This is a genomic window from Burkholderia sp. Ac-20345 (assembly GCF_017104825.1).
GTDB classification, from domain to species: Bacteria; Pseudomonadota; Gammaproteobacteria; order Burkholderiales; family Burkholderiaceae; genus Burkholderia; species Burkholderia lata_B.
Genome location: NZ_JAAGPO010000005.1, coordinates 85866 through 111228 on the forward strand (window position 1 = coordinate 85866; position 25363 = coordinate 111228).

General features: G+C 65.2%; 22 protein-coding genes. 12 read left to right on the forward strand and 10 right to left on the reverse strand.

The window, feature by feature from the left end; translation table 11 throughout:
- The first annotated feature begins 655 nt into the window (after positions 1–655).
- Positions 656–1204, forward strand: coding sequence for an ATP-binding protein (locus tag G3O06_RS04185; protein ID WP_205815121.1), 549 nt, complete (start codon positions 656–658; stop codon positions 1202–1204).
- Positions 1205–1225: 21 nt separating this feature from the next.
- Complete coding sequence (locus tag G3O06_RS04190; RefSeq protein ID WP_241019510.1) at positions 1226–1954, forward strand: formylglycine-generating enzyme family protein; 729 nt, start codon at positions 1226–1228, stop codon at positions 1952–1954.
- 154 nt (positions 1955–2108) lie between these two features.
- Here the strand turns inward: G3O06_RS04190 and G3O06_RS04195 are convergent, their stop codons facing one another.
- Both G3O06_RS04195 and G3O06_RS04200 read right to left on the reverse strand, forming a co-directional pair.
- Positions 2109–2495, reverse strand: a complete 387-nt coding sequence (locus G3O06_RS04195) for a tautomerase family protein (protein WP_241019518.1) — start codon at positions 2493–2495, stop codon at positions 2109–2111.
- 130 nt (positions 2496–2625) lie between these two features.
- The gene (locus G3O06_RS04200) at positions 2626–3630 is read right to left on the reverse strand and encodes a catalase family peroxidase (RefSeq protein ID WP_205815124.1); all 1005 of its coding nucleotides are present in this window, start codon (positions 3628–3630) and stop codon (positions 2626–2628) included.
- A 130-nt stretch (positions 3631–3760) separates the two neighbouring features.
- Here G3O06_RS04200 and G3O06_RS04205 point away from each other — a divergent pair, with 130 nt between their 5' ends.
- The 4 genes from G3O06_RS04205 (at position 3761) to G3O06_RS04220 (ending at position 5814) form a co-directional block, all read left to right on the forward strand.
- Entirely contained in the window at positions 3761–4402 is a 642-nt protein-coding gene (locus tag G3O06_RS04205) for a MarR family transcriptional regulator (protein WP_346779484.1), read from the forward strand.
- 236 nt (positions 4403–4638) lie between these two features.
- Positions 4639–4926, forward strand: coding sequence for a cupin domain-containing protein (locus G3O06_RS04210; RefSeq protein WP_174967185.1), 288 nt, complete (start codon positions 4639–4641; stop codon positions 4924–4926).
- 47 nt (positions 4927–4973) lie between these two features.
- Positions 4974–5303 carry a DHCW motif cupin fold protein gene (locus tag G3O06_RS04215; protein ID WP_205815126.1) on the forward strand — a complete coding sequence of 110 codons (330 nt, stop codon included), beginning with the start codon at positions 4974–4976 and terminating at the stop codon, positions 5301–5303.
- Positions 5304–5403: 100 nt separating this feature from the next.
- Entirely contained in the window at positions 5404–5814 is a 411-nt protein-coding gene (locus tag G3O06_RS04220; RefSeq protein ID WP_205815127.1) for a VOC family protein, read from the forward strand.
- 133 nt (positions 5815–5947) lie between these two features.
- On the opposite strand, the gene G3O06_RS04225 is transcribed toward G3O06_RS04220, so the two are convergent.
- A complete protein-coding gene (locus tag G3O06_RS04225; RefSeq protein ID WP_174967182.1) occupies positions 5948–7501 on the reverse strand; it encodes a DHA2 family efflux MFS transporter permease subunit in 1554 nt (517 codons plus the stop codon).
- Positions 7502–8646: 1145 nt separating this feature from the next.
- On the opposite strand from G3O06_RS04225, the gene G3O06_RS04230 reads away from it, so the two are divergent.
- Positions 8647–10212 (forward strand): methyl-accepting chemotaxis protein, encoded by a 1566-nt coding sequence (locus G3O06_RS04230; RefSeq protein WP_205815128.1) that lies wholly within the window; start codon positions 8647–8649, stop codon positions 10210–10212.
- Positions 10213–10692: 480 nt separating this feature from the next.
- Complete coding sequence (locus tag G3O06_RS04235) at positions 10693–11223, forward strand: OsmC family protein (RefSeq protein ID WP_174967178.1); 531 nt, start codon at positions 10693–10695, stop codon at positions 11221–11223.
- Between the two features lie 189 nt (positions 11224–11412).
- Here G3O06_RS04235 and G3O06_RS04240 read toward each other — a convergent pair whose 3' ends face one another.
- Genes G3O06_RS04240 through G3O06_RS04250 form a run of 3 tightly spaced genes read right to left on the reverse strand, consistent with a single transcriptional unit; the run spans position 11413 to position 14101 of the window.
- The gene (locus tag G3O06_RS04240) at positions 11413–12249 is read right to left on the reverse strand and encodes an ABC transporter ATP-binding protein (protein ID WP_205815129.1); all 837 of its coding nucleotides are present in this window, start codon (positions 12247–12249) and stop codon (positions 11413–11415) included.
- Positions 12246–13106, reverse strand: coding sequence for an ABC transporter permease (locus G3O06_RS04245; protein ID WP_205815172.1), 861 nt, complete (start codon positions 13104–13106; stop codon positions 12246–12248). Before G3O06_RS04245 ends, G3O06_RS04240 begins: the two co-directional genes overlap by 4 nt.
- A 2-nt stretch (positions 13107–13108) precedes the next feature.
- On the reverse strand, positions 13109–14101 hold the full coding sequence (locus G3O06_RS04250; protein WP_174981792.1) for an aliphatic sulfonate ABC transporter substrate-binding protein: 993 nt from the start codon (positions 14099–14101) through the stop codon (positions 13109–13111).
- 349 nt (positions 14102–14450) lie between these two features.
- Here G3O06_RS04250 and G3O06_RS04255 point away from each other — a divergent pair, with 349 nt between their 5' ends.
- Complete coding sequence (locus G3O06_RS04255; protein WP_174996607.1) at positions 14451–15878, forward strand: MFS transporter; 1428 nt, start codon at positions 14451–14453, stop codon at positions 15876–15878.
- A gap of 264 nt (positions 15879–16142) precedes the next feature.
- Here the strand turns inward: G3O06_RS04255 and G3O06_RS04260 are convergent, their stop codons facing one another.
- Positions 16143–17537, reverse strand: a complete 1395-nt coding sequence (locus G3O06_RS04260; RefSeq protein ID WP_205815130.1) for an LLM class flavin-dependent oxidoreductase — start codon at positions 17535–17537, stop codon at positions 16143–16145.
- Complete coding sequence (locus G3O06_RS04265) at positions 17534–18805, reverse strand: acyl-CoA dehydrogenase family protein (protein WP_205815131.1); 1272 nt, start codon at positions 18803–18805, stop codon at positions 17534–17536. Before G3O06_RS04265 ends, G3O06_RS04260 begins: the two co-directional genes overlap by 4 nt.
- Before the next feature lie 291 nt (positions 18806–19096).
- Between G3O06_RS04265 and G3O06_RS04270 the strand changes: the two genes are divergently transcribed.
- Positions 19097–20335, forward strand: coding sequence for an SfnB family sulfur acquisition oxidoreductase (locus G3O06_RS04270; RefSeq protein WP_205815132.1), 1239 nt, complete (start codon positions 19097–19099; stop codon positions 20333–20335).
- Between the two features lie 216 nt (positions 20336–20551).
- Here the strand turns inward: G3O06_RS04270 and G3O06_RS04275 are convergent, their stop codons facing one another.
- Positions 20552–20959, reverse strand: coding sequence for a DUF3224 domain-containing protein (locus tag G3O06_RS04275; protein WP_205815133.1), 408 nt, complete (start codon positions 20957–20959; stop codon positions 20552–20554).
- A gap of 155 nt (positions 20960–21114) precedes the next feature.
- Between G3O06_RS04275 and G3O06_RS04280 the strand changes: the two genes are divergently transcribed.
- On the forward strand, positions 21115–21759 hold the full coding sequence (locus G3O06_RS04280) for an HD domain-containing protein (protein ID WP_205815134.1): 645 nt from the start codon (positions 21115–21117) through the stop codon (positions 21757–21759).
- 199 nt (positions 21760–21958) lie between these two features.
- Here the strand turns inward: G3O06_RS04280 and G3O06_RS04285 are convergent, their stop codons facing one another.
- Positions 21959–23512 (reverse strand): MFS transporter, encoded by a 1554-nt coding sequence (locus G3O06_RS04285; RefSeq protein WP_205815135.1) that lies wholly within the window; start codon positions 23510–23512, stop codon positions 21959–21961.
- 691 nt (positions 23513–24203) lie between these two features.
- Here G3O06_RS04285 and G3O06_RS04290 point away from each other — a divergent pair.
- Positions 24204–25358 carry a CaiB/BaiF CoA-transferase family protein gene (locus G3O06_RS04290; RefSeq protein ID WP_205815136.1) on the forward strand — a complete coding sequence of 385 codons (1155 nt, stop codon included), beginning with the start codon at positions 24204–24206 and terminating at the stop codon, positions 25356–25358.
- Positions 25359–25363: the final 5 nt, after the last annotated feature.

Below are 25363 nucleotides of genomic sequence, written 5' to 3' on the forward strand. Positions count from 1 at the left end.
CGGTTCACTTGCGGCTGGCGCACAGGCGATCGCGCTGTGGAAATTCACGTGTTCGGCGTTTTTCACCATTCAAGTTCCAGTCATTGTTGCCATGGCGAGGCATCGGCAATCTTCACTCGGAGAGCAACGGGTGCGGCAGCAACGCGCGCCTTGGTTCACACTCCGATAGCCGGTTCGTCACCGCTGTACACAGGCAGTGCGTCAAGCGCATCGGAAGTCATGGAGGCATTGATTGGCTTCATGAAAGCTCAAGGTGCGCGCCGCGCGGATTCGGAATGCGTCCGATCCGGTTGGGCATGAGTTAAACATGAGGCTGCGTGGATGTATGTCGTAGGAAGAGGGGACGCGCGTAGTCGACATGTCGAACTCACCCCTATCTGAACGAATGGAGGCGGCTCAGGCACCACGGAGCGCCGATATTCATTTCCGGCTGGTGTACCGGTTTCAGGCGCACAGGTTGACGTACGCCGCGTCCAACCCGCTTGCTCGCGATCGGACAGTTGGTTATTCTGATGCGCATGATCCATTCGCAAACCCGTTCGATTATTTGCGCCGCAACGTTGCCGGCGGGATAGCGATCGACTGAATGGAAATCGTCACAACCCGCCCGGAAGGCGGGTTTTTGCTTTCTGGGCATTCGATGGAGAGCCTGGAAATGCAGACAGGGAAGTCACTTCACGCGACGGCATCGAACGATGCCGTGTTGCTCCACATGGTATGCGGCAAGATCGCGTCCGGAAAATCGACGCTCGTCGCGCGGCTCGCGAGCGCCGCCGGGCCGGTCGTTTCGATCAGCGAAGACGCATGGCTCGCGCGGCTCTATCCGGGCGAGATCCTGTCGATCGACGACTATGTCCGGTGTGCAACGCGCGTCGGCGACGTGATTGCCGATCATGCCCGCGCGGTGCTGCAGGCCGGTGTGTCGGTGGTGCTGGATGTTCCGTTCAATACCGTCGCCGCGCGCGCGTGGGGGCGCGCCATTTCGCAGGCCGCCGGCTGCGACCATCGACTGCATTACCTCGACGTCAGCGATGCCGTTTGCAAGGCACGGCTGCACGCGCGCAATGCGCGAGGCGACCATCCGTTCCAGGCGTCGGACGCCGAGTTCGAACGGATCACGAGGTACTTCGTCGCGCCGGCCGTGGCGGAAGGGTTGAACATCGTGGTTTATGACGAAGCCGGTTCCGCCAGGCCGGTTTCGTAACGGTGCGGCAGAGTGGAGAACATGGAATATCCGTCTGAAACGCTCGATCTGCCGATGGTGCAGGTGCCCGCCGGCACGATCGCATTGAGGGACGACCGGGTCGGGCGCACATGGTGCGTCGATCTGCAGCGCTTTGCGATCGGCCGTTATCCGGTGACCCAGGCGCAATACGCGGCTGTCACGGGGCTGTCGCCGTCGTCGCATGTCGGCGCGCAATGTCCGGTGGAGAACGTATCGTGGATCGATGCCGTTCGGTTCTGCAACCGGCTGTCGATGGCGGACGGTCTGCTTTGCAGTTACGAAATCCACGAAGACGGAACGGGCGCGTCCCCGGTTCCGGGCAGCAACGGCTATCGGCTGCCCACCGAAGCGGAGTGGGAGTACGCATGTCGCGCGGGAACGCATGGCCCGAGGTATGGCGAGCTCGACGCCATCGCGTGGTACCGGGAAAATTCCGGCGGCCGCGCGCACGACGTCGGTCAGAAGCAGCCCAACGGCTGGGGGCTGCACGACATGCTGGGCAATGTGTGGGAGTGGTGCGCGGATCAATACGACCCGGAAGTCTACGGTTCGTATCGCGTGTTTCGCGGCGGGGGCTGGGCCGATGTCGAACGGAGTTGCCTCGCGACGAACCGTCGGCGCAGTCATCCGACCTTTGCGATCGACGATCTCGGGTTTCGCATTGCCCGGTCTCTTGATGCGGGTGATGCGCGACCCGCGTGCGTCGGGCGCGGATCGTCCGGGGATTGACCGTGGCCGCCGGTAGCGGTAAGCCGTGTCATGACATCTCGACTGCGGCCTGCGATGGTCGCGTGCCGCACGGATCGACGATCGTCCCGCCCCGGCTTCATTCGATCCGGGGCGGGATGGCCAGCCATTGAAACCAGCGTTGCGGCGCCGCCGATCAGGTGAGTTCGCCGGTGATGAACTGCGCACGCCCTCGACCGAATGACCAGTCCGCGTCACCGTTCTCGACGATGGACACGATGACGTCGTCCGGCGAGATGCCGCATTGCGTCTGCAGGTTCTCGACGAGCAGACGATAGAACGCGATCTTCTGCGATTCGGTGCGCCGGCGGCTCACTGCCGTCAAAAGCACCACGTCCCGGGATCGCGGATACCCGAGGCCGGTGTCCTCCAGCACGAGTTCGCCGGGGCGATGCTGCGTGACGGACTGGTAGCGATCGGTCGCGGGGACATCGAACGCCTGCACCATCGCCTGATGTGCAGCGTCCAGCAGCGTGCGCACCTGTGCGTCGGTGCGGCCCTCGATGAGGTCGAATTTGAGCATGGGCACGGGAATTTCTCCTGGGTTGGGATAGCGTCGGCACGGCATGCTGCTTCTTTCAGAGGCGGCATGCCATGGTTAATACGGACTGCTTAGTTGGAGGCGTAGAGAATGGCCGGAACGATCGTCGCACTTACTGCTGGCGGCGCGCGAACGATACCGGATAGGCGGCCGAACGTGCATTGATCATCGGGTCTTCTGCCTCGATACCGGCCGGCAGTGCGTTGGGCAGGAACAGCAGACGGCGCTGCGCCGCCGCATTGTCGGCCACCGCTTTCGTGATCGAGATCGTGCCGAGTTCCACGGTGCGATGGGTGTTCGACCATACGATGGACGGGTCGTCGAGCTTGTCGCCGGGCTGGGCGATCTGCAGGACCAGGCGGAATCGAATCGGCGACTGCGCGACGCGTTGACGGATTTCCGCTTGCAGGTAGTCGGGTGCCACCTTGGCCGCCTCCGCATCCGGCACATAGTGCTCGCCGTCGACCGGCAGCATCTGATAGCGCCCGTAGGTCACGGCGCCTTTCGCATCGATGAAGCGGAACGTATTGACGCCGAAGTACGGCAGCGTCGCATAGCTGGCCGGGAACGGCTTCGGTGCGGTGAGAAATGCCTTCGCGACCGGGTGGCTGTCCAGATAGGTATCCAGCGGCGTCGGCTTGGCCGCATTCGGGCCACTCGTGCCGATCGCGATCAGCAGATCGCGGAAATCGTCGGCCGTCGGCGACGGAAATCCGTTGAACGAATGCGCAACGATGTCGGTATCGCTGCCGTTCGGCAGCTTGAACTTGATCGCGAAACCGCGCGGCGACGCGAGCGGGTGGTTGTCTGCGATATCGGGAATGCCGGCAAAGTCGGAGAAGCGCACGACCACCGGGACGGCGGCCTGGAAGTGCGGCGCCTTGCTGACGGTAGGCGCAGCGGCGCTCGGCGTAAACGACCCTTCGAGCACGATGCCCTTGGCATGCACGGCGCGCGCGCCGGGATGCCGGCCAAACACGCCGTTCAGCGCATCGACCAATTGCGTGGGGGACGACTTCTGGCCGGCGGAAGGCGCCGGCGTTTGGGCGGACGCAGCCTGCGCGGCCGCGAGGCCAAGCAGGAACGCCCAGGAAAGACGGGACGTGGATCGTCTCATGATCGGAACTCTTCGGTGGGTTGGGGACGGGGACGGCAACACGAGTCTAGTGCATATCGACAATAATGACAAATAGATGTGTCGTTATTGTTAATATGGCCCGGTCGGGCCCTTCCGTCGCGAGGCTATAATCGACCGCTCACCCGCCGATCCGAACCCTTTTCCCGTGACTACCAAGAACGACGTCCTACGCGCGCTGCAACGAGAACCGCTGACCGTCGTGCAGCTCTGCGAGTCCCTCAATGTGACGCGCACGGCGATCAACATGCAGTTGAAGCAGCTGGAAGCGGAAGGGCTCGTGCGCCGGCACAAGCCGGTGCAGACGGGGACACCGGGCAAGCCGGCCGTGCTCTACGAAGCTGCGCCGGGCAGCGAGGACGCGGCATCGAGCGCATATCCGGCGTTTCTGCTGGCGTTGCTCGCCACGCTTCAGGCGCATCTCGACGAACGCCAGCTCGAAAAGGTGCTCGTTGAAACGGGCCGGCGTCTGGCACGCGAGAACGGCCTGCCGGCGTCGGACGACTTCGACGCGAACCTGGCCAATGCGATGGCCGTCGTCGACGCACTGGGCGCGCACACCGAAGCGGTTCCCGACGGCAATGCGATCATGGTCCGCAATTACAGCTGCCCGGTCGCGAGCGCCGTGCGCGAAACGCCATGCGTGTGTCGCGCCATTGCCGCCTATTTTTCCGAAGCGACGGGGCACACGGTCACGGATCATTGCCTGCGCGAGGGGCGCCTCATCTGCCAGTACCGGATCGCGAAGAAGTAGCGACACCGATCGGTGCGCGTCGCGTTTTTTGCGTACGTGCAGGTTGCGTCGTCTTTGCGATCGACCCGTGTGCGGCATCGGCAAAAAAGCAGATGCGCGGGAAAACGCAAGGCATCTGAATGTGTCGGACGATGCGCTTCGTCTTTAGAATGGGCGGCGAGCATGTCGAGCCTTGGAAGACAGCGCGGTATCCGACGAGGTGCCGCCAAGCCCCCCGATATTTTAGGAGACGTACGATGCAACACCGCCCGAAAGCCGTCCCGACGCAGCAGGTAGCGAACGAGCGCGTGATCGTTACCGAATGGCGATTTGAACCCGGCGCCGAGACCGGCTGGCATCTCCATCAGCATGATTATGTCGTCGTGCCGCAGACAGACGGGCAGCTTCTCCTCGAAACCGCGCAAGGCAACCGGGAGTCGCAGTTGCACGCCGGGCGCAGCTATGCGGGGCTGAAGGGCGTCGAGCATAACGTCGTCAACGCGACCGACCACGAAGTGGTGTTCGTCGAGGTGGAGATACTTTGAGGCGCGTGTAACGCCCCGCGAGCAAGGCCACGTCAGGGAGATGAAGAATGAAAATGACCGGCATCCCGTTTGGAACGACCGACTGGGACACCGTTGAGCCGACCGAGCACCGCGGGGAACGTGGGGTCGCGCGCTGGCGGACGATGCAGTTCGGGGATATCCGCGTGAGGCAGGTCGAATATTCGGCCGATTACCTGGCCGACCACTGGTGCGTCAAAGGCCACATCCTGTACTGCCTCGAAGGCGAATTGCTGACGGAACTCGAAGACGGGCGGCAGTTCACGCTTCGACCGGGCATGAGCTACCAGGTCGCGGACCATGCCGAAGCGCATCGATCGTCGACGCGGACCGGGGCCAGGCTGTTCATCGTTGATTGAAGTAGGTGTGCATTCCTGTGCGCAGGCCGTAGTCGACCCTTTGCAGACCTCGGGTGCCGGGAGGACAATATCCGCCGAAATCTCTTCGGAGGCTGCGGACATGGTCAAATTCCAGCCCGACGGATGGCATACCGTCACGCCCCGGATCGTCGTGCCGGATCCGCAAAACCTGATCGAATTCATCCGGACGGTGTTTCTCGCGCAGGGCGAGTATCGCCCTGGGTTGCCGGCGGAAATCAGGATCGGCGATTCCGTCGTGATGATCAGCGGGGAAGACGGCCTGCGCGATCCGGTTCCGGCATTTCTGTATGTCTATGTCGAGGATGCCGATCTGACCTATCGGCGGGCGCTCGCGGCCCATGCGATCCCGCTCGAAGCCCCGGCCGACATGCCGTACGGCGACAGGCGGGCGATGGTGAAAGATCCGTGGGGGAATCGCTGGCAGATCGCCACGCATCTGCGCGACCTCTCGGCTGACGAGATCCGTTCAAGGCTGGCCAACGGCGGCTAGGTGCCGGTCGGTGTGCGTCTGGCATTCAGGATGCCCCTTTTCCCGCCCAAGGTGGGTGGAGATTCGCCCAAGTGATCGCCGTCAGCGCACCCGGTACCGGGGCGCCGACGGTGTTCGCGCTACGCGGAAAGCATCAGTGCGCACCCGATGCGGCGTCGGACGATTCGCCCTTCAGCGGCCGGGTGATCCAGATCAGCGGGATGATGCAGATAAAGATGAACGTCGACGCATAGAAGAAATCGTCAAGCCCGAGAATGGCGGCCTGGCCGTCGACGAGCGAATTGAACAGCGCATGCGCGGACGACATATCGAGATGCAGCGACGACTGCATCGCGTCGATCTGCCGATTGAAGATCGGATTGCCGACATTTGCCTGCTCGGTCAGATGCGCGTGGTGCATGATCGTCCTGTTGTTCCATACCGTGCCGGCAATCGACGTGCCCGCGGCGCCGCAAAAAATGCGTACGAAATTCGACAGGCCCGCCGCCGCCGGGATGCGTTCCGGCGGCAGTCCCGACAGGATGATCGCGATCAGCGGAACGAACCACAGCACGGCCGGGATGCCTTGCAGCAGCGTCGGAATCACGAGATGCCACGTGTCGATGTCGGTCACGTACATCACGCGCATGTAGAACACGCCGGCAAACCCGATGAACGACAGCGTGGCGATGATGCGCGCGTCGACCGCTTTCAGCACGCGGCCCATGAACGGCGACAGGAGCACGGTGAAAATGCCGACCGGCGCGGTGACGAGCCCCGCATCGAAGGCGCGATAGCCGAGGTCTTCCTGCATCCACTGCGGCAGCAGCACCAGGTTGCCGAAGTAGAGTGCGTACGATACGGAGATCGCAATCGTGCCGCCGAGGAAGTTGCGTTGGGTGAACAAGCGCAAATCGACGATCGGGTTCGCCTCGGTCAATTCCCAGATCAGGAACAACACGAAGCTGATCAGCGCGGCGATGGTCAGCCCGATGATGACCGGCGACGAGAACCAGTCGAGGTCGCGCCCCTTGTCGAGCATGATCTGCAGGGTGGCGACCCACGCGATCAGCAGCAGCAGGCCGACGACGTCGATCGGCATTTTGCGGGTCTCCGTTTCCCGGTTGCGATAGATCGCCCAGATTACGCTGGCCGCGATGAGGCCGACCGGGATGTTGACATAGAAGATCCACGACCAGCTGTAGCTGTCGGTGATCCAGCCGCCAAGCAGCGGGCCCGCGATCGGGCCGACGGTCGCGGTCATCGCCCATAACGCCAGCGCGGTGCCGGACTTTTCCCGGGGATACGAGCTGAGCAGGACCGATTGCGACAATGGGATCAGCGGGCCCGCCACGACGCCCTGGAGAATGCGCGCAGCCAGCAGGAAGGGCAGCGTCGGTGCGATGCCGCACAGCCATGACGCGAACACGAACATCAGGATCGAGCCGACGAACAACCGGATCTGGCCGATGCGTTGCGTGAGCCAGCCGGTCAACGGAATCGACACCGCGTTGGCGGCGGCGAACATCGTGATGACCCATGTGCCCTCGTCGACCGATACGCCGAGGTTGCCGGACAGGTTGGGAATCGCGACGTTGGCGATCGACGTATCGAGGACGGTCATGAAAGTGGCGAGTGCCACCACGAATGTTGCGACGACGAGTTGGCCGCCAGCCAGGGGCGGATGGTGAGTGGATGTCTGAGCCATGTTGGAACCGGGGTGGGGCACGTCCTTGTTCTAGAGTCGGACGTGTGTAACGGGATGCGCGCGTGATATCGACGAATCGATCCGGTCGGCGATGCGGCTGGCCAGCGATGGATTCGCGAGCATTGGCCGCTTGCATGCGACGGCATTGTGCCGAGACTTTTCTTTTGAAGCAGCGGCGCGCGCGCCGCGTTTCCCGGGATTGATGCAGATTCCGAATTAATCGGCGCTATAGCGAGGGCAGGCGGCGGCTGGACGGTCGGTCGCTGCGGCTTGTCGCAAGGTTGAGCCGGGAATGAGGTGAACGCAGACGATTCGCAGTGAATTTGCAAAATGCAGGGGAAACCGCGGCCATGCATGCGTTTTCCGATGCAACCGTGTTGCGGGCGCATCGGGCGATGTGCCGGGTTATCTGTTTCTTCGGCAGGCTCGTCGAATCGCGAATGCGGAAAACGTCAGTCGCTCATGCCGTCGATTGTTGAATGAAGTGAAAAGAAGCTTGATTGTTTACGGGTGTGAGAAAGTCTTTGTTGCGTTGGGTGTAGCCGGTCTGTAAAAAATCGGCACGACAAAATAAGACCTGAAGTACCCGGATTTATTGAATAGCGCCGTGCGAATGTTTCCGATATTGCTTTATCGAGCGTCGTCAACGGTCTAGCGTCTATATTGCTCCGGCATTACCTGTTAATTCTCCGTCTGATTCTCGTCGACTATTCGATATATTGGAGATTTAGGTAATCGTTCTTGAGCGATTCGTTGAATGTTTCGATGAAACCGGGTCATGGTGACACGTTACGTTTTGCCCGGTCTCGAATCGAGCGTATCCGCAATGCAATAAAAATCGCTCGCGGATGACCGATCGAGACGCGCTCCAGAATGCTTGAGTCCTTGATGGTTGCGTCGCCGAACGCGCTGAGCCCGACCAGGCAGGCGGCGGTCGCGGAGCGTGAGCCTGAACCAGGCGCGGGGCGCCCGGCATCTGTCGCAATCGTCAAGATCCACGTCGCGTACAGATAAAACCTCCCCGTTCCCCCCGCCGTTAACCCGTTCGCAGCCCATGCGCCACGTGTTGCGACGCGGCGCGCGTCTTTCGTGATCCGGAATCCACATCCGCCGCTGGCCGCGCCAGGCCGGCGCAAGGGAACGTCATGCGAAAACAACTCACTATCCGTGGTGGCCTCGTCGCGACCATCGCCGGCTACACCGTGCTGCTCGTGCTGGTGGTCGGCGCCTGCATCGCGGCCCTCTATATAAGCAACGGCTCGCTCGAGGCGATGTACCGCGACGACACCGCGTCGCTGCTGCACCTGAAGACCAGCTCCGAACGCATGCTCGTGCTGCGCGAACGGTTGAGCGACGTCGCGCAGATCATCAGCGCCGGCCACTCGGGCAAGGATGAGATCGCGAAACTCCGCACGCTCCTCAAGCAGAGCAACGACGAACTGGATGCCTATGCGGGCCTGCACGCGCGCAACGCCGACGAGCAGGCGTTGTTCGACACGCTGCAGAATCGCCGTCGGGCGTTGCTTGACCGCGTGTTCCTGAAGGCGCTCTCGCAACTCGACGGCGACGACGGTTTCGGCTTCCTCGACACGCAACGTACCGCGCCGCCCGAACTGTTCGCCGCCTACCAGGAGGCGATCGATGCGCTCGAGTCGTTCCAGGTGGCACGCGAAAAGGCGCGCTACGACGCGGCCGGGGTGCATTTCCACCGGATCGTGTGGGGGATGGTGGCGGTCGCGGCTTTCGCACTCGTCGTCGGCTTCCTTGCACAGCGCGTGCTCGCGAAGGCGATCATCGAGCCGATCAATCTCGCGGTCGACCAGTTCGAGAGGATCTCGAAAGGCGACCTGACCGGAACGGTCGTCGCGCCCGGCGAGAACGAGATGGCCTATCTGCTGCATGCGCTGAAGCGGATGCAGGACGGCCTCGTCGACACCGTGAACCAGGTGCGCGCGAGTACGGAAACGATCGTCGGCGACGTCCGCACGATCGCGAGCGGCAACGTCGACCTGTCGGCGCGCACCGAGCAGCAGGCCGTATCGCTGCAGCAGGCAGCGGCGAGCGTCGAGCAACTGACCGCGGCCGTGCGCCAGAATGCGGACAACGCGCGCGATGCCCGCACCTACGTCGAGGGCGCGGCCGGCATCGCGTCGCGCGGCGGCGAGGCGATGCAGCGCGTCGTCGAGACGATGTCGGCGATTTCCCACAGTTCCGCGCGGATCTCCGGGATCGTCGGCGTGATCGAGAGCATCGCGTTCCAGACCAACATCCTTGCATTGAACGCTGCCGTCGAAGCCGCGCGCGCTGGCGAGCAGGGGCGCGGCTTCGCGGTCGTCGCAACCGAGGTGCGCGGGCTTGCGCAGCGCTGCGCATCGGCGGCGAAGGAAATCCGCGAGCTGATCGGCCATTCCTCGCAGCGTGTCGAAGATGGTAGCGGTCTGGTCGCGCTGGCCGGCTCGGCGATGGCCGAGCTCGTCGCCGCGGTCGAGCGCGTCAATACGATCATGAGCGAAACGAGCATCGCCTTCGAGGAACAATCGTCGGGCATCGAGCAGGTGAACGCCGCGGTCATCCAGATGGAGCAGACGATGCAGCGCAATGCCGCGCTGGTCGAGGAGGCCGCGGCCGCAGCGCTGTCGCTCGACGAACAAGGCGCGCGGCTCAGTGCGGCGGTTGCGCAGTTCCGTCTGCGTGACGAGGTGGTCGCGTAACGCGCCGATGCCGGCGACCGGAACCGGATCGTCGGGCCGAACTTGTGTCCGACGAGGTGCGGCCGCCGTCGAAGCGGCACAGTTCTGGTGCGGACATCCTGACGGTCGATGTCGGCGCGATCCGTGCACCAGCCCGGTGAAGAACGAGATTCGGACGATCGCGGAACCCGGTGTGATGTTGTCGGCATGCAGTGCCCGCAACGCGAACACGGCAATGCAGTGATGCTTGTCGGCAGGGCGACAGCCCGATTGCTCCGAGGTTCTCCACAGGGTTATGCACGGAAATTGTGGATAACTCATGCGATGCTGAAAGACCGTCGACGGTTCCCGAACACGCACGTCGAAATGTGACATCACGCGCCGTGAATTGCTTTGCTTGAATGATCGTTTCGTGACCGTCACGGAAGCGCATAGCATGAAGACCCTTCTCGATCGGCTGCGGTATGCGCGGCCAATCATTGCGACCGTACCGGCCCGACCATGACGACACTGAACGACTATCTCGAACAGAAGCGCGACGCCTGGCTCGCGAAAAAAGATGCCGCCCGCAGCAATCCAGACTTCAAGGCGACTCCGCTGAAGGCGACCGTGCGCGCACTGGGCCGCAGCGGCGTGCGGGAAATCCGCATTCGCGATTTCCAGGTGATCAGCGACAGCCCGCCTGATTTCGCGGGCTACAACCTCGGGCCGGCATCGCCGGAGCTGCAGCTCGGCGTGCTGGGCAGCTGCCTGACGCACATCACGCTGATCCAGGCCGCGGAGCGCGGCCTGAAGATCGACTCGATCGAAGTCGAAGTGACCGGCGACCAGCACCCGCTCGCGCAGCAACCGGGGTTCGAGCATGTGCCGGTGTTCCCGCACAACCTCCGCTACACGCTCGATATCGTCTCGCCTGAACCGCCGGAGACGATTCGTGCACTGCATGAAGCAGTCGAGGCCGTGTGCCCGATCTTCAACCTGTTGAGGCTGCCGCAGACGATCGACGGCGAGTTGCGGCATACGCACGGTTGAAGTGCGCCGGTGCACCGGCGTGTTGCACCACGTCACGTCGCCGCGGCGCGAGCGGGCGCTCGATGCCGCACGCACCCTGTCGAGGCGCCCATACGAATGTGATTCCTGTCGCACCGGTATGACATGACCGATGCGTCGTCCCGGCGCTGAACGCGTGCCGGACCGGAGCCGGGAGACGCCGGAGATGAATCAGCCGGCGCGGATTCCGGATTCGGCGGCCGGATAGTCGCGCGGGTGGCGCTTCGTTTCGTCGGCACGATCCTGAAAATGCTGGAATGCGTCCAGCAGCCGTGCGCGCAGCACGGCCAGCGACGGGTCGCGCCGATCGCGCGGTCGTGCGACCTCGACATGGATCTCGTCGTCGACGCGGCCCGGGTCGGGCGCCAGCATCAGCACGCGATCGCCGAGATACAGTGCCTCGTCCAGATCGTGCGTGACGACGATCGCGGCCATCCGGTGCCGCTCGACGACATCGAGCAGCAGCGTCTGCAAGCGCATCCGGGTCATCGCATCGACCGCGCTGAACGGTTCGTCGAGCAGCAGCAGGTCGGGCTCGCCGAACAGCCCGCGCGCGATTGCCGCGCGCTGGGCCATCCCGCCCGACAACGTGGCCGGCAGTTGCCGGGCGGCGCCGGCCAGGCCGACTTCGTCGAGCAGCCTTGCGACGGCCGGCTCGCGCCCGCCTCGCGGGCCGGCCGCGAAGCCGACGTTGTCCGCGATCGATAACCACGGCAGCAGCCGCGGCTCCTGAAAGATCACGCCGACGCGCGGGGAGGGGCCGTCGAGTGCGACGCCCCCCAGCTTCACGCTGCCGCGGAAATCGGTGTCGAGGCCCGCGGCGATCCGCAGCAGCGTGCTCTTGCCGCAACCGCTCGGGCCGACCAAGCAGACGATCTCGCCGCGCGCGACCCGCAGCGGGACGTCGGCGAGGATCGTGCGATCGCCGTAGAGCTTGCGCGTGATTCGCAGGTCGAGCAGCGGTGTACCGGTGCCAGCCGCTGTGTGTGCGGAAGGACGCGTGCTCATGTCGACACCTTGCGTGACGTGTGGTCGAACGCGTCGCGCCAACCGAGCCAGTGCGATTCGATGCGCGCCATCGCGCCGTCGGTCAGCTTGCCGAGCAACGCCAGCAGCAGGATCGCACCGAACACGAGATCGGGGCGCCCGGTTTCCCGGCCGTCGCTCAACAGGAAGCCGAGGCCGCGCGTGGCCGCGATCAGCTCCGCGGCGACCATGAACATCCACGCGAGACTGAGGCCGGTGCGCAAGCCGGTGACGATCTGCGGCAGCGCGGCCGGCAGCAGGATGCGACGGAACAGGGCGAGCGGGCCGAGCCGGTACACCGCGCCTAGCTCGACGAGCTTGCGGTCGACGTCGCGAATGCCGGCGACCACGGCGAGGTGGACCGGAAAGAAGGCGCCGATGGCGATCAGCGTGATCTTCGGTGCTTCATCGATGCCGAGCCACAGCAACAGCACCGGCACCCAGGCGAGCGACGGAATCGCGCGCAGTGCCTGGAACGTCGGTTCGAACAGCGCGTCGATCCGGCGGCTCAGGCCCATCGCCGCGCCGACGACGAGCGCGAGTCCGGCACCCGCCGCAAACCCTGCCGCGACCCGCAGCGTACTCGCGCCGACATGGCGCGCCACGCGCGTGACGCCCATGCGGGCGAGCGTGTCGAGAATTTCGCTCGGCGCCGGGACGAGATGGTTCGGCAGCCAGCCCAGCCGCACGATGACCTCCAGCAACGCGAGCGCCGCGACGGGCAGTGCGAGGCCTGCGAGCCGCCACCGGCGAAGCGGATCGCGGCCGGTGCGTGGCGAGGCAGGGCGGCGCGGCGCGAGCGTGTCGTCGCGGGCAGCGGTGTCGGTCACGGGCGGCAGTCTCAGCGCGAAGCGTCGACGAGCGGGCGCGCGAACGACGGATCGATCAACGTATCGACGATCTTCGCGGGATCGACACCGGGCTTGGTCAGCTGTTCGGCCGTCAGCACCGGCGCCGCCGCCTTCAGCGCCGCGCGCTGGGTGTCACCCGGAACGGGATCGCTGAAGTCGTTGCGCTGCAGCTGCAATTTCGCCACCTGCAGCGATACCTTCGATTCGTCGGCCACGATCTGCGCCGTGTCGGCCGGATGCGCGACGATCCACTGGCGCGCGCGCTCGTAGACCTTCAGTACGCGCGTGACCGCCTGCGGGTACTGGCTGGCGAACGCATCGCGGACGTTCAGGAAGCCATAGGTGTTGAACGCGACATTGCGATAGAGCAGGCGGGCGCCGTCGTCGAGCTGCGCGGCGGCCATGTGCGGATCGAGGCCCGCCCACGCATCGACCTGGCCGTTCGCGAGTGCGGTGCGCCCGTCGGGATGCTGCAGGTTGACGATCTCGACATCGTCGCGGCTCAGGCCGGCCGTGTGCAGTGCGCGCAGCGTGAACAGGAACGGATCGGTGCCGCGCGTCGCGGCGATCTTCTTGCCCTTCAGGTCCGCGAGCGAGCGGATCGGCGAATCCTTGCGGACTACCAGCGCGGTCCATTCGGGGCGGGAGAACACGTAGACCGTATGGATCGGGTTGCCGTTCGCGCGCGCGAGGACCGATGCGAGACCGGCGGCGGAACCGAAATCGACGGCGCCGCTGTTCAGGTACTCGAGCGCGCGATTGCTGCCCAGGCTCAGCACCCAGCGGATCGACGTGCGGTCGGCCTTGAATTCGTCTTCCAGCCAGCCGAAGTGGCGGATCACCAGGCTCTCCGGTGAGTAGTACGCGTAGTCGACGCGGATTTCCGCGGGCGTGGCCGCGCGGGCGTGCACCGAGACGAGGCCGGCGAACGCGGCAACGACGAGGGCCGCGGCGCGCCACGCGCGGGACCAGGACAGCTTCATCGGGGATTCTCCGGAAGGGCGGCAAGGTGCCGCGAACAGGCAGGGTGACCGGCTAATGTAACGAAGCATCGGCGATCCGCGAACGAAGAAATCCGCGATTGAACATGCGCGCTGCTGCTAAGCGCGGACGGCGAGCAACTTTATGACGCGGGCCGATTAATTTATCGATTTATATCGCTTGGGATAACGGAATCGGGAGAACAGAATGCGTGCTGCCGGAACGCGACGGCATCGGGTGTCGATGCGGCGTGCGGTTGCGCCGGGCTCCGCCGGTCGTGAATGAATGCGCACGATGCCGGTGCCGGATGCGGACAGTGCCATTCGTTGTGAAACGAAATTAAGGAATGCGATGAGTTCGATCGATATCAACGCCATCCCCCCGGTTTCTTCCCCCATTCGTTCGGCAAGCGACGTCGCGCGCCTGATCAACACGGTGGACAGCTCGGTCAGCCATGCACGGATGATCGTGCTGCTGGCGCTCGGGGGCGTCTTTCTCGATGCGTACGACCTGACGACGCTGTCCTACGGGATCGACGACGTGGCGCGCGAGTTCGGCCTGACACCGGCGCTGACCGGGCTGGTCGGGTCGGCGATCATGATCGGCACGATCTTCGGCAGCCTGATCGGCGGATGGCTGACCGACAAGATCGGCCGCTATCAGGTGTTCATGGCCGACATGCTGTTCTTCGTGGTCGCGGCGATCGCGGCCGGGCTGGCGCCGAACGTCTGGGTGCTGATCGGCGCGCGCTTCGTCATGGGGCTCGGCGTCGGCATCGACCTGCCCGTCGCGATGGCGTTTCTCGCGGAATTCTCGAAGTTCAACGGTCGCGGCAACAAGGCGTCGCGGCTCGCGGCGTGGTGCCCGATGTGGTACGTGGCTTCCTCGGTCTGCTTCCTGCTGATCTTCGGACTGTATTTCCTGCTGCCTGCCGAGCATGCGGGATGGCTTTGGCGCGCGTCGCTGATCTTCGGCGCGGTGCCCGCGCTCGTCATCATCCTGTTCAGGAACCGCTTCATGAACGAATCGCCGCTGTGGGCCGCGAACCAGGGCGATCTCGCCAATGCCGCGCGGATTCTGCGTGAGTCGTACGGGATTCACGCCCACGAAGCGGAGGATGCGCAACGCGCGCCGAGCCAGCCGCCCGTGCGGATTCGCGTGCTGTTCCAGCGCCCGTACCTGGCGCGCACGATCGTCGCCAGCGTGATGAACCTGTGCATCCCGTTCGAATACACGGCGATCGCCTTCTTCCTGCCGTCGATCCTGTCGCAGTTTCTCGGTGCGGGCGTGTTCGAGACGATCGCGGCGTCGCTGGCGCTGAACGTCCTGTTCGCGTTCACCGGCGGCTTGCTGGGCATGCGCCTCGCCCATCGCCATGCGTCGCGTCATGTCGCGATCGCGGGGTTCGCGCTCCAGTTCGTCGCGCTCGTGGCGCTCGCGCTGGCGGGGCATCCGCATGGCGCACTCGCGATCGGCTTCGTGCTGTTGATGCTCGGCACCTGGCTGTTCGCCGAAGGTTTCGGGCCGGGCGCGCAGATGATGATCTATCCGACGCTGTCGTATCCGGCGGCGATCCGCGGCACCGGCGTCGGCTTCGGGCGTTCGCTGTGCGGCATCGGTCAGGCGCTTGCGCTGTTCGTGCTGCCGATCCTGCAGGCGCGGCTCGGCACGGACATGTTCTGGGTCGTCGCGATCAGCGCCGCTACGCCGATCGTGTTCCTGTTGATCGTGCGCTACGAGCCGACGGCGCACGACATCGACGACGATGGCGCTGTGTGAACGCGGTCGGGATCGCTCGTCGTCAGGAACAAGCGCGCACGCTTTGGTGCGCGCGTCGTCGTTGCTACAGCCGCGATTTCGAGCACGCTCGATGTGCGCGTGTGGAAGCAGAACGCGCATCGGGGCCGCATTGGACTTCGGATGAGGGGAAGGGGATCAGGCGGCGTGTCGGGCGAGCGGCCCGACGCACCGGTTGCTGCTCAGCGTGAAGAGGAGGCCGGCCGGCCCGCACGCGGGCCAACCAGCCGCCGCATGGCCGTCACGCTAGGCGGTCACGCGTTCGGCATCGCGCTTCACCTGCTCGATGTCGCGGAACTGCGCGGCCGGATGTTCGTCCGGCAGCCGCGCCGATCCGCCGAACAGTTTCTCGCGCAGCGTGCCCGGCGCATAGCCGGTCGGATACACGCCGCGCCGCTGAAGCTCGGGGACGAGATAACGCACGACGTCCTCGAAGGTTTCGTGCGCGACCGCATACGCGAGGTTGAAGCCGTCCACGTCGGTGGCGGCGACCCATTCCTGCAGGATGTCCGCGACGGTCGCCGCCGAGCCGACGAAGACCGGGCCCAGGCCACCGATGCCGCCCCAGGCCGCCAGCTCCTCGATCGTCCATGCGGTGTCGCCGCCCGCCAGGTGTTCGACTGCCGACACGATCGCATTCGTCTCGACGCGCCGGACGGGATCGTTCGGCGCGTACTGGCCGAAGTCGATGCCGGTCCAGCCGGACATGAACACCAGCGAGCCGTCGTACGACACGTACTTGCGATACTCGTCGAACTTGGCTTGCGCCTTCTCGTCGGTTTCGTCGACGATCACGGTGACGAGGTTGTAGATCAATACCTTGCTCGCGTCGCGCCCCGCGGCCGTGGCCTGAGCACGCACGTCGGCCACGTAGCGCGCGAGCTGCGGACGGGTCGGCGCGGCGACGAACACGCATTCGGCGTGCTGCGCGGCGAACGTTTTGCCGGGGCCGGACGCGCCGGCCTGGAACAGCACCGGCGTGCGCTGCGGCGACGGTTCGCACAGGTGGTAGCCGGGCACGTCGAAGAAGCGGCCCTTGTGGCCGATCTCGTGCACCTTCTCCGGATGCGTGAACACGCGGCCGTCGCGATCGCGCACGACCGCGCCGTCTTCCCAGCTGCCTTCGAACAGCTTGTACAGCACCTCGACGTATTCGGCCGCGACCGCGTAGCGGTCGTCGTGCGTGCGCAAGCCGTGATCGCCGACGTTCTTCGCGCCGCTTTCGAGGTAGGACGTGACGATATTCCACGCGAGCCGGCCCTTCGTGTGATGGTCGGCGGTCGACAGCCGGCGCGCGAATGTGTACGGGTGCTCGAACGTCGTCGAGGCGGTGATGCCGATGCCGAGATGCTCGGTCGCCATCGCGATCGGTGCGGCGAGCTGCAGCGGATCGTTCACCGGAATCTGCGCGGCCTGGTGCAGCGCGTGGTAGTTGCTGCCCTTGTAGACGTCGTAGTAGCCGATCACGTCCGCGATGAAGATCGCGTCGAAGATGCCACGCTCGAGCACGCGGGCGAGGTCGGTCCAGTAGTCGAGATCCTTGTACTGCCACGAGCGGTCGCGCGGATGGGCCCACAGCCCGGGCGACTGGTGGCCGACGCAGTTCATCTCGAATGCATTGAAGCGGATGGTCTTGCTCATTGGGCGGCTCCCGTTTCCGCACGCGTGTCCGTGGCCGCTCCCGTGCCGTTGCCGACCTGCCAGACGAACGGCGGCGTGCGCCCGTTGATGACCCAGTCGCCGACGATCCGCGCCTTGTACACGAGCGGATTGTGCGACGACACGGTGCGCGCATTGCGCCAGTGGCGGTCGAGTGCCGTCGTGCTGCGGGTAGCCGATGCGCCGAGCGCGTCGAACAGGCGCGTCGCCGCGCGCAGCACGAGTTCCGATACGACGAGCTGGCTTTGCGCGGATTCGATCTCGGCCGCGACGTTGGCGTCGTGCTCGGCCGCATCGTTGCCGCCGAAGTGCGTTTCGTAGGCCAGTTGCAGCGGCTGCGCGGCGCGCACCGCGAGCGCGTCGGCCGCATAGGCCCACGACGCGATCTCGCCGATCACCTGCTGCAACTGCGCGTCGTCGGCCGCGCGCGGGGCGTTGCCGTGGCTGTACACGCGGGTGCGATTGCGCACCAGTTCGCCCGCATCGCGCACGATCGCGTGGCCGATGCCGGCCAGCGTCGCGACGTGGAAGAGCTGGTAGAACGCGGTCTGGTACTTGAAGCGTCGCGCGAAGTCGATCACGTCCCGTGCATCGACCGTCGCGTCCTCGAAGCGCGTGGTGCCGCTGCCGGTCGTCGTCTGGCCGAAGCCGTCCCAGTCATCTTCGCGGATCACGCCGGGCTGCGCGGTCGCGACGGCGACGATTACGTCGCTGCCGTCGTCCGCGCGCTGCGCGAACACGTCGATCCAGTCGGCGAACAGGCTGCCGGTGCTGTAGAACTTCCGGCCGTTCAGCACGAGCCGGCCATTCTTTTCCGACACCTTCGTGATGGTCTGGCCGAGCGCCACGTCACCGGTTTCCGTCCACGCATTGCCGACGAGCTGGCCGCTTGCGAAGCGGTCGAACCACGTCTGGCGATCGGCGCCGGGCGGCGCGTTCAGCCAGTCCTCGACGAACGCGAAGTGCCCGCGCAAGGCCTGCGGCAGATTGGAATCGGCGGCAGCGAGCTCGGTCAGCAGCCGGAACAGCTGCGGCAGCGACGCGCCGGCGCCGCCGTCGCGCACCGGTAGCCGCACGGCGCCGAAGCCGGCGGCCTTCAGCCAGCCGATCGCCTCGTGCGGCAGTTCGCGGCGGCGTTCGCGTTCCGCGGTGCCGGCCGCGATGCGTTCGAAGATCGGCCTGAAGCGGCTGGCAAGCGCGTCGTAGTCGGTGCCGGTGGAAAGGTCGGTTGCTGCGGGAGACGAAGTCATGCGGGGGTCCTTGAAAGGCGGGCCGTCGATGCCGGCAGGCCAGTATAGGAAGCACGCTGCGGACGATCCAATAACGGATTCGTACATCGTTATCGCCACCGCGCATTACGCCGGCGAGGCGGCGCGGCGTCGACGCTGGGGCGTCGATGTCGTCGTTGACGCGTGGTTCGTTGCGCGCGGCGTGCCGTATCGTTTGTCATGCGAAGGAATATCGTTGTGCGAATCGCTCGGTTTGCCGGCGCGCGGGGCGCTGCTAGATTGAATGTTTCCGTCAATCAGCAGGAGAGCCCGATGTCAGAGACGAGCGCCACGATCCAGGAACGGCCGGCCGATACGCAACCGCAAGCGGCCCGCGTGATCGCCGACGACGCGCAGGCCATCGCGGCCGCGCATGCGCTCGCGCAGCGGCTCGCGGAAGGGGCGGCCGAGCGCGACCGGGAGCGACGGTTGCCACGTGACGAAATCGAATGGTTCTCGCAGTCGGGACTGTGGGCCATCACCGTGCCGAAAGCCTACGGCGGCGCGGGCGTGTCGCATGTGACGCTGACGGAGGTGGTGAAGATCGTCGCGGCCGCCGATCCGTCGCTCGGACAGTTGCCGCAGAATCATTTCGGGCTGGTCGACGTGATCGCGCTGACCGGCACCGACGTGCAGAAGCGCCACTTCTTCTCGGAAGTACTGAGCGGCAAGCGGTTCGGCAACGGTTTTTCGGAGAAGGGCACGAAGCACGTGCTCGACCTGAAGACACGCGTGCGGCAGGACGGCGACGATTACGTCGTCGACGGCACCAAGTTCTATTCGACCGGCGCGTTGTTCGCGCATTACGTGCCGGTGCTCGGCCTCGACGACGAGCGCCGCGCGTGGCTCGCGTACATTCGCCAGCCGACGCCGGGGCTGACCGTGATCGACGACTGGTCGGGGTTCGGGCAGCGGACCACCGCGAGCGGCACCGTCGTGCTCGACAATGTGCGCGTGCCTGCGTCGCACGTGCTGCCGGCCCAGCGCGTGTCGGATCTGCCGACGCTGAACGGCCCGCTGTCGCAGATCATCCAGGCGGCGATCGACGCGGGCATCGCGAAGGCCGCGCTCGACGATACGCTGGCGTTCGTGCGCACGCGCACGCGGCCGTGGGTCGACAGCGGCGTCGAGCGGGCGGCCGACGATCCGTTGACGATCCGCGAGATCGGCCATCTGCACATTCAGCTGCATGCGGCGGAGGCGCTGCTGGAGCGCGCGGCGCGTACGCTCGACGAGATCGCGGCGCGCGGCGACGTGACCGAGGACGATGTCGCGCGCGCGTCGGTGGCGGTGGGCGAGGCGAAGGTGCTGACGACGGAAGTCGCGCTGCTTGCCGGCGAGAAGCTGTTCGAGCTGGCCGGCACGCAGTCGACGCTGGCCGAGCACAACCTCGACCGGCACTGGCGCAATGCACGCACGCATACGCTGCACGATCCGGTGCGCTGGAAATATCACCTCGTCGGCAACTACTACCTGAACGGCGTGCGGCCGGCGCGCCACGCGTGGAATTGAACCCGTTGCGATCGTGGCGATACGGCTCGGCGATGGTCGAGTTGGACGCGTCGCTGCGGTCGAACCCGTCTACGCGATCATCAGCGAACCCGGCAAAGCCTTCGACGAAGCGCAATCGCGCGTGATCGGGCAAGCGAATGCTGCGCCGGGAGACGGGAACGCGTCACTGTCCCGGCGCGGCGACGCCCTGAGGCAGCCGCATCCCCTCGAGTCGGCCTACCGAGGCGATTCAGGCAGCGTGTAGTCGAAGCGGTACGAATGCCGGCCGTTGTCGATGGTGATGATCATCGAGCCGGAGAGCCCCAGCAAATCTCCTGTTCCGGAATCGGGCACGACGGTGATCGACTGCTGCGGCTGCCCGCGGGTCATCGTGGAGCTGTGCTGCAGGACAAAACTGCCGGGGCGGCCGCCCAGCGCGCCTCGCACGGTTTCCATCGCCACATAACCCGCGGAGCCCTGGACGCTGCTTCGGAACGCGAGCATCTCTCCCTGGCTGACGGCTTCCAGGTCGCCGTGATACTGCTTGTCCAGCGACATGCGGCCGAGCCCGGACTGTTCCGCGACGGGACTCAGGGATTCCGGATTCAGCTTCACTTCGAATGGACCATTGGCCAGCAGTGTCATTGCAGCGCTCCTCGTCGAATTGGCAACCCGCACTATAAGCCAACCGCGTACTACCGGAGGTAACGGTTTGCTTGATACGTCGGGAACAAGGGCAGATCGCGTGCCGCGCGGCACTTGCGGCGATAATCGGCATCCCGACCTCGACCGCTTTCCCGATGACTATCCCTGCGTTCGCACCCTTTCAGGATCTCGCCACGGCCTTGCTGGCTCACTGGAGCGATGCCGATCGCGACGGTTCCCATGACACTTCGCATCTGCAGCGCGTATGGAAGAACGCGGCCGCGATCCACGCGAAGGAGGGCGGAGACGCCGAGGTGCTGTTTGCGGCGACACTGCTGCACGACTGCGTGGCGGTGGAGAAAAATTCCCCGCTTCGCGCGCAGGCCTCGCGGCTGTCGGCGGAACAGGCCCGGAAGGTGCTGAGGTCGCTGGATTGGCCGGACGCGAAGATCGACGCGGTTGCGCACGCGGTCGAGGCGCACAGTTTTTCGGCCTGCATTGCACCGAAGACGATTGAAGCCAAGGTGCTGCAGGATGCCGACCGGCTCGATGCGATCGGCATGGTGGGCGTCGCACGCTGCTTTTATGTCGCGGGCCGGATGGGCAGCGCGTTGTATGACTCGGCCGATCCGCACGCATCGGAGCGGGAACTCGACGACACGCGATTCGCGATCGATCACTTCCGCACGAAGCTGCTGAGGCTTTCTACCGGTTTCCAGACCGTCACCGGTACGCGTATGGCGATCGTTCGCCGCGATCGATTGCAGCGCTTTCTCGACGAGTTTTCCGAAGAGATCTGAGTGTACTGATGCGGCGTTCGGAAGAGCCGCCGCACTCCCGCGAATCGGTTCGCTGCGAAGAGTCAGGCAATGAGCGACCGACGCGACAAGAATGTCGGCCGCCGTCGGTGTCGATGGTCGTCTAGCCGGAGACCCCCGGCATTTTGCCCGGCCCGGAATCTGACACGATCAACCAGCCGGGTCTTGCCTCCCCGCATGACTACCGAATCTGCCGCTGCACGAGAGCGATCGTTCCGCCCACCAGCGCGAGCCCCACGATCATCTCGAAGCCGTCCAGCGCGCTCAGGAAACTGGCCTGGTGCGCGACCATATGCGCGATCTGACCCAACGACAGGCCACGCGCCTCGCCCGCACCCAGCCCCTGTGCCTCGAACGCGCGCGTCATCGTGTCGAGTGTGTTCTGGAACACCGGGTTATACGGATTCGCGAACTCGACGAGACGCGTCTGATGCACGGCCGTGCGATGCTGGTCGACGATGATGAACGTCGCGGTGGACAGCGAGTAGGCCAACTGCTTCACCACGTTCTTGAAGCGGTACCCGTGCGTGAATTCATCGTTCGAGAAAATCTGAAACGCGGCGCTCGCGGTGGGCAGCGCGATGAACATCAGCAGGAAGCCGCGCAACACCAGCGGTGGCAGCAGCCAGCCCATGCTGACGTCGGGAGGCAGGTTGAGCACCCAGATGCCGATCGCGGCCGCCATCGCGAAGCCCGGCACGATCAGCCATTTGCGCTTGATGAGGCGCGCGTACTGGAAGTACGCGATGGCCATCGGAATCGCCGTGAGCGACGTGAGCCCGACGAGCCGGCCCGCGTTTTCCACCGGGTAGCCCAGCCCGCTTTGCAGCAGCCGCGAGATCAGGAAACCGATCGCATTGCTGATGAAGTAGTAGAACGCGTAAAGCACGATGCCTTGCCGGAAAGGGCCTTCGCGCAGCGCGTTCACGCGAATGAGCGGGCGCGGATCGTGCCACTGGTGCCACGCGAACCAGCCGAGCGCGGTCAGCCCCGCGACGGTGGCCAGCGGCATCAGCGGCGTGGTGCTGAACACTTCGAAGCGCAGCTGCTGCGCGACGATCTGCAGCGCACCGAGCGCGATGGCGAACACCAGATAAGGCCATAGATGCGTGTCGCTGCGCCGCTCGATCGGGCGCCTGCCGATGTGCGGCACCACGAGGAAGGTGAACGCCGACAGCACGGCCCCGCCGACCGTCGAGCACAGGAACAGCGCGCGCCAGTCGAAGTGCGCGACGAGATAACCGCCCGCCATCGGCGCGAGCGCGCTCGCGAGCAGGATCATCACGAGAAAGATGCGCGTGGCGGGCGCGCGCTCCTGCGGTGTGAAGCCGGTTTGCAGCATGATGCGGCAGGTGCCGAGCATCGGTCCGATGAAGTAGCCCTGGAAGCCGCGCGCCATCGCGAGCGCCATCGACGATTCGCTGAGCGACGCGGCGAGCGACCCCGCCGCGAACATCAGCAGGCAGCCGCTCAGGTAGCGCCGGAAGCCGAGGCGCTCGATCAGCCATTGCTGCTGCACGATGCCGAGCACGGAGGCGGTTGCGTAGGCCGTCGACGACCACACCAGCTCGTCCGGCGACGCATTGATGCCGCCCGCGATATAGCTCGTGAAGAACGAAAAGATCGAGTTGTCGAAGTAGTCGATGCCGACGGACAACGCGATTGCCCACGGCAGCAGATCGCCGCGCAGATGCCTCAGCGTGAACAGGCGGGCGCGGGCGGGCGTGAATTTCATGACGCGGCACCCTCGGGCGTGCGCGCCGGCGGCATGTGCCGGCGGGCGAATCGGGTGGGGGGCAGGACGCGCGCATGGGGCGTGGCGCCGATGTGAGGCTGAAGGGACACTTGGACTCCGGGCGAAATCCAACGGATATTCGGCTTGCCCTCTCGCGAGATCAAGGGTTAACGCGCATCGATTCCGTACTTCGAAATCCACGTGCGTGGTCGCCGACGGCATCGTCGGCGTGTCATTTCCATGGAAGCCATGCCGACACTGCGGATCACGGCCGCCGTGTCCTCCGATCGGCTGTTCAACCAGACCGTGTGTTCACTCGGTGCCTGACCGGCATTGCGCCGCGCGTTGCCCGCCGTTTCGACGCAGGGAAGGCGGCACTTCGAAAATGATCAATTGGATCGAGGAATCGACGACGGTAGCCTAGACCCGACAATGAAATGGTCAGCAGATACCGCAGTCGTTCGCGATATGGCGTGTGTAGCGATGTCGCGAGACCGGCCGCCATGTGAATCGCGACACCGATCCGAGACGAGAAGTGAACGATGAAGGCGGGGCGCGCGGAACAGCGCGTGCTGAATACCGGTGCGTATCGACGCATCGGCGAAGGGCTCGCAAGCGCATTCGCACGTGCCGCACGCACGATGCCCGGCGCGCCGACGCTGAAAAGAACACTCCCATGGAGACAATCAGGATGCACAACGCAAAAGGGCCGCTCGCCGGTATCAGGATCGTGGAGCTGGGTGGTGTCGGCCCCGTGCCGTTCTGCTGCATGTTGCTGTCGGATCTCGGCGCCGAAATCATTCGTATCGACCGGCCGCCCGGCTATGACGGCGGCCAGCCCGGCGATCCGCGTTTCAACCTGCTGAACCGCGGCCGGCGCAGCGCCGCACTCGACCTGAAGAAAGCGGAATCGACGGCGGCGATCCTGAAACTGGTCGGCCAGGCCGACGCGCTGGTCGAAGGATTTCGCCCCGGTGTCGCGGAGAAACTCGGTCTCGGGCCGGATGCCTGCCTCGCGGCGAACCCGTCGCTCGTCTACGGCCGGATGACCGGCTGGGGGCAGCAGGGCCCGCTCGCGCAGGCGCCGGGCCACGACATCAACTACATCTCGCTGAGCGGCGTACTGCATTCGGTTGGCATGGCCGGCGGCCCGCCGGTGATCCCGCTCAATCTGGCGGGGGACTTCGGTGGCGGCTCGCTGTATCTCGCGCTTGGCGTCGTGTCGGCGATCCTCGAGAGCAAGCGTTCGGGCAAGGGGCAGGTCGTCGACGCCGCGATGGTCGACGGTTCGGCTTCGTTGATGACGCTCTTCTACGGCATGCTGGCGAGCGGCTACTGGAAGGACGCGCGCGGCAGCAATCGTCTGGACTCCGGTGCACCCTGGTACAACGTGTACGAAACGAAGGACGGCCGCTGGATCAGCATCGGTTCGAACGAGTCGCGTTTCTGGCGCAATACGCTGGAGATGCTGGGCCTGCGCGAAGAAGAGATGCCGGATCAACACGATCGTTCGCGATGGCCCGAGGTCCATGCGAAGTTTGCGGAACTGTTCCGCACGCGCACCCGTGACGAATGGTGCGCGCTCGCCGAGGGACGTGATGTCTGCATCGCGCCCGTGCTTTCGATGAAGGAAGCGCCCGACCATCCGCACTTGCGCGCGCGGCAGACTTTCATCGAACGCGATGGCGTGGTTCAGCCTGCGCCAGCGCCGCGCTTCAGCAGGACACCTGGCGAAATTCAATCGTCGCCGGCGCTGCCCGGTGAACACACCGACGAAGTCCTCGGCGACTGGGGATTCACCGCTGCCGAACTGGCCGCGCTACGGGAGGCCGGCGCGATCGCATGATGTGA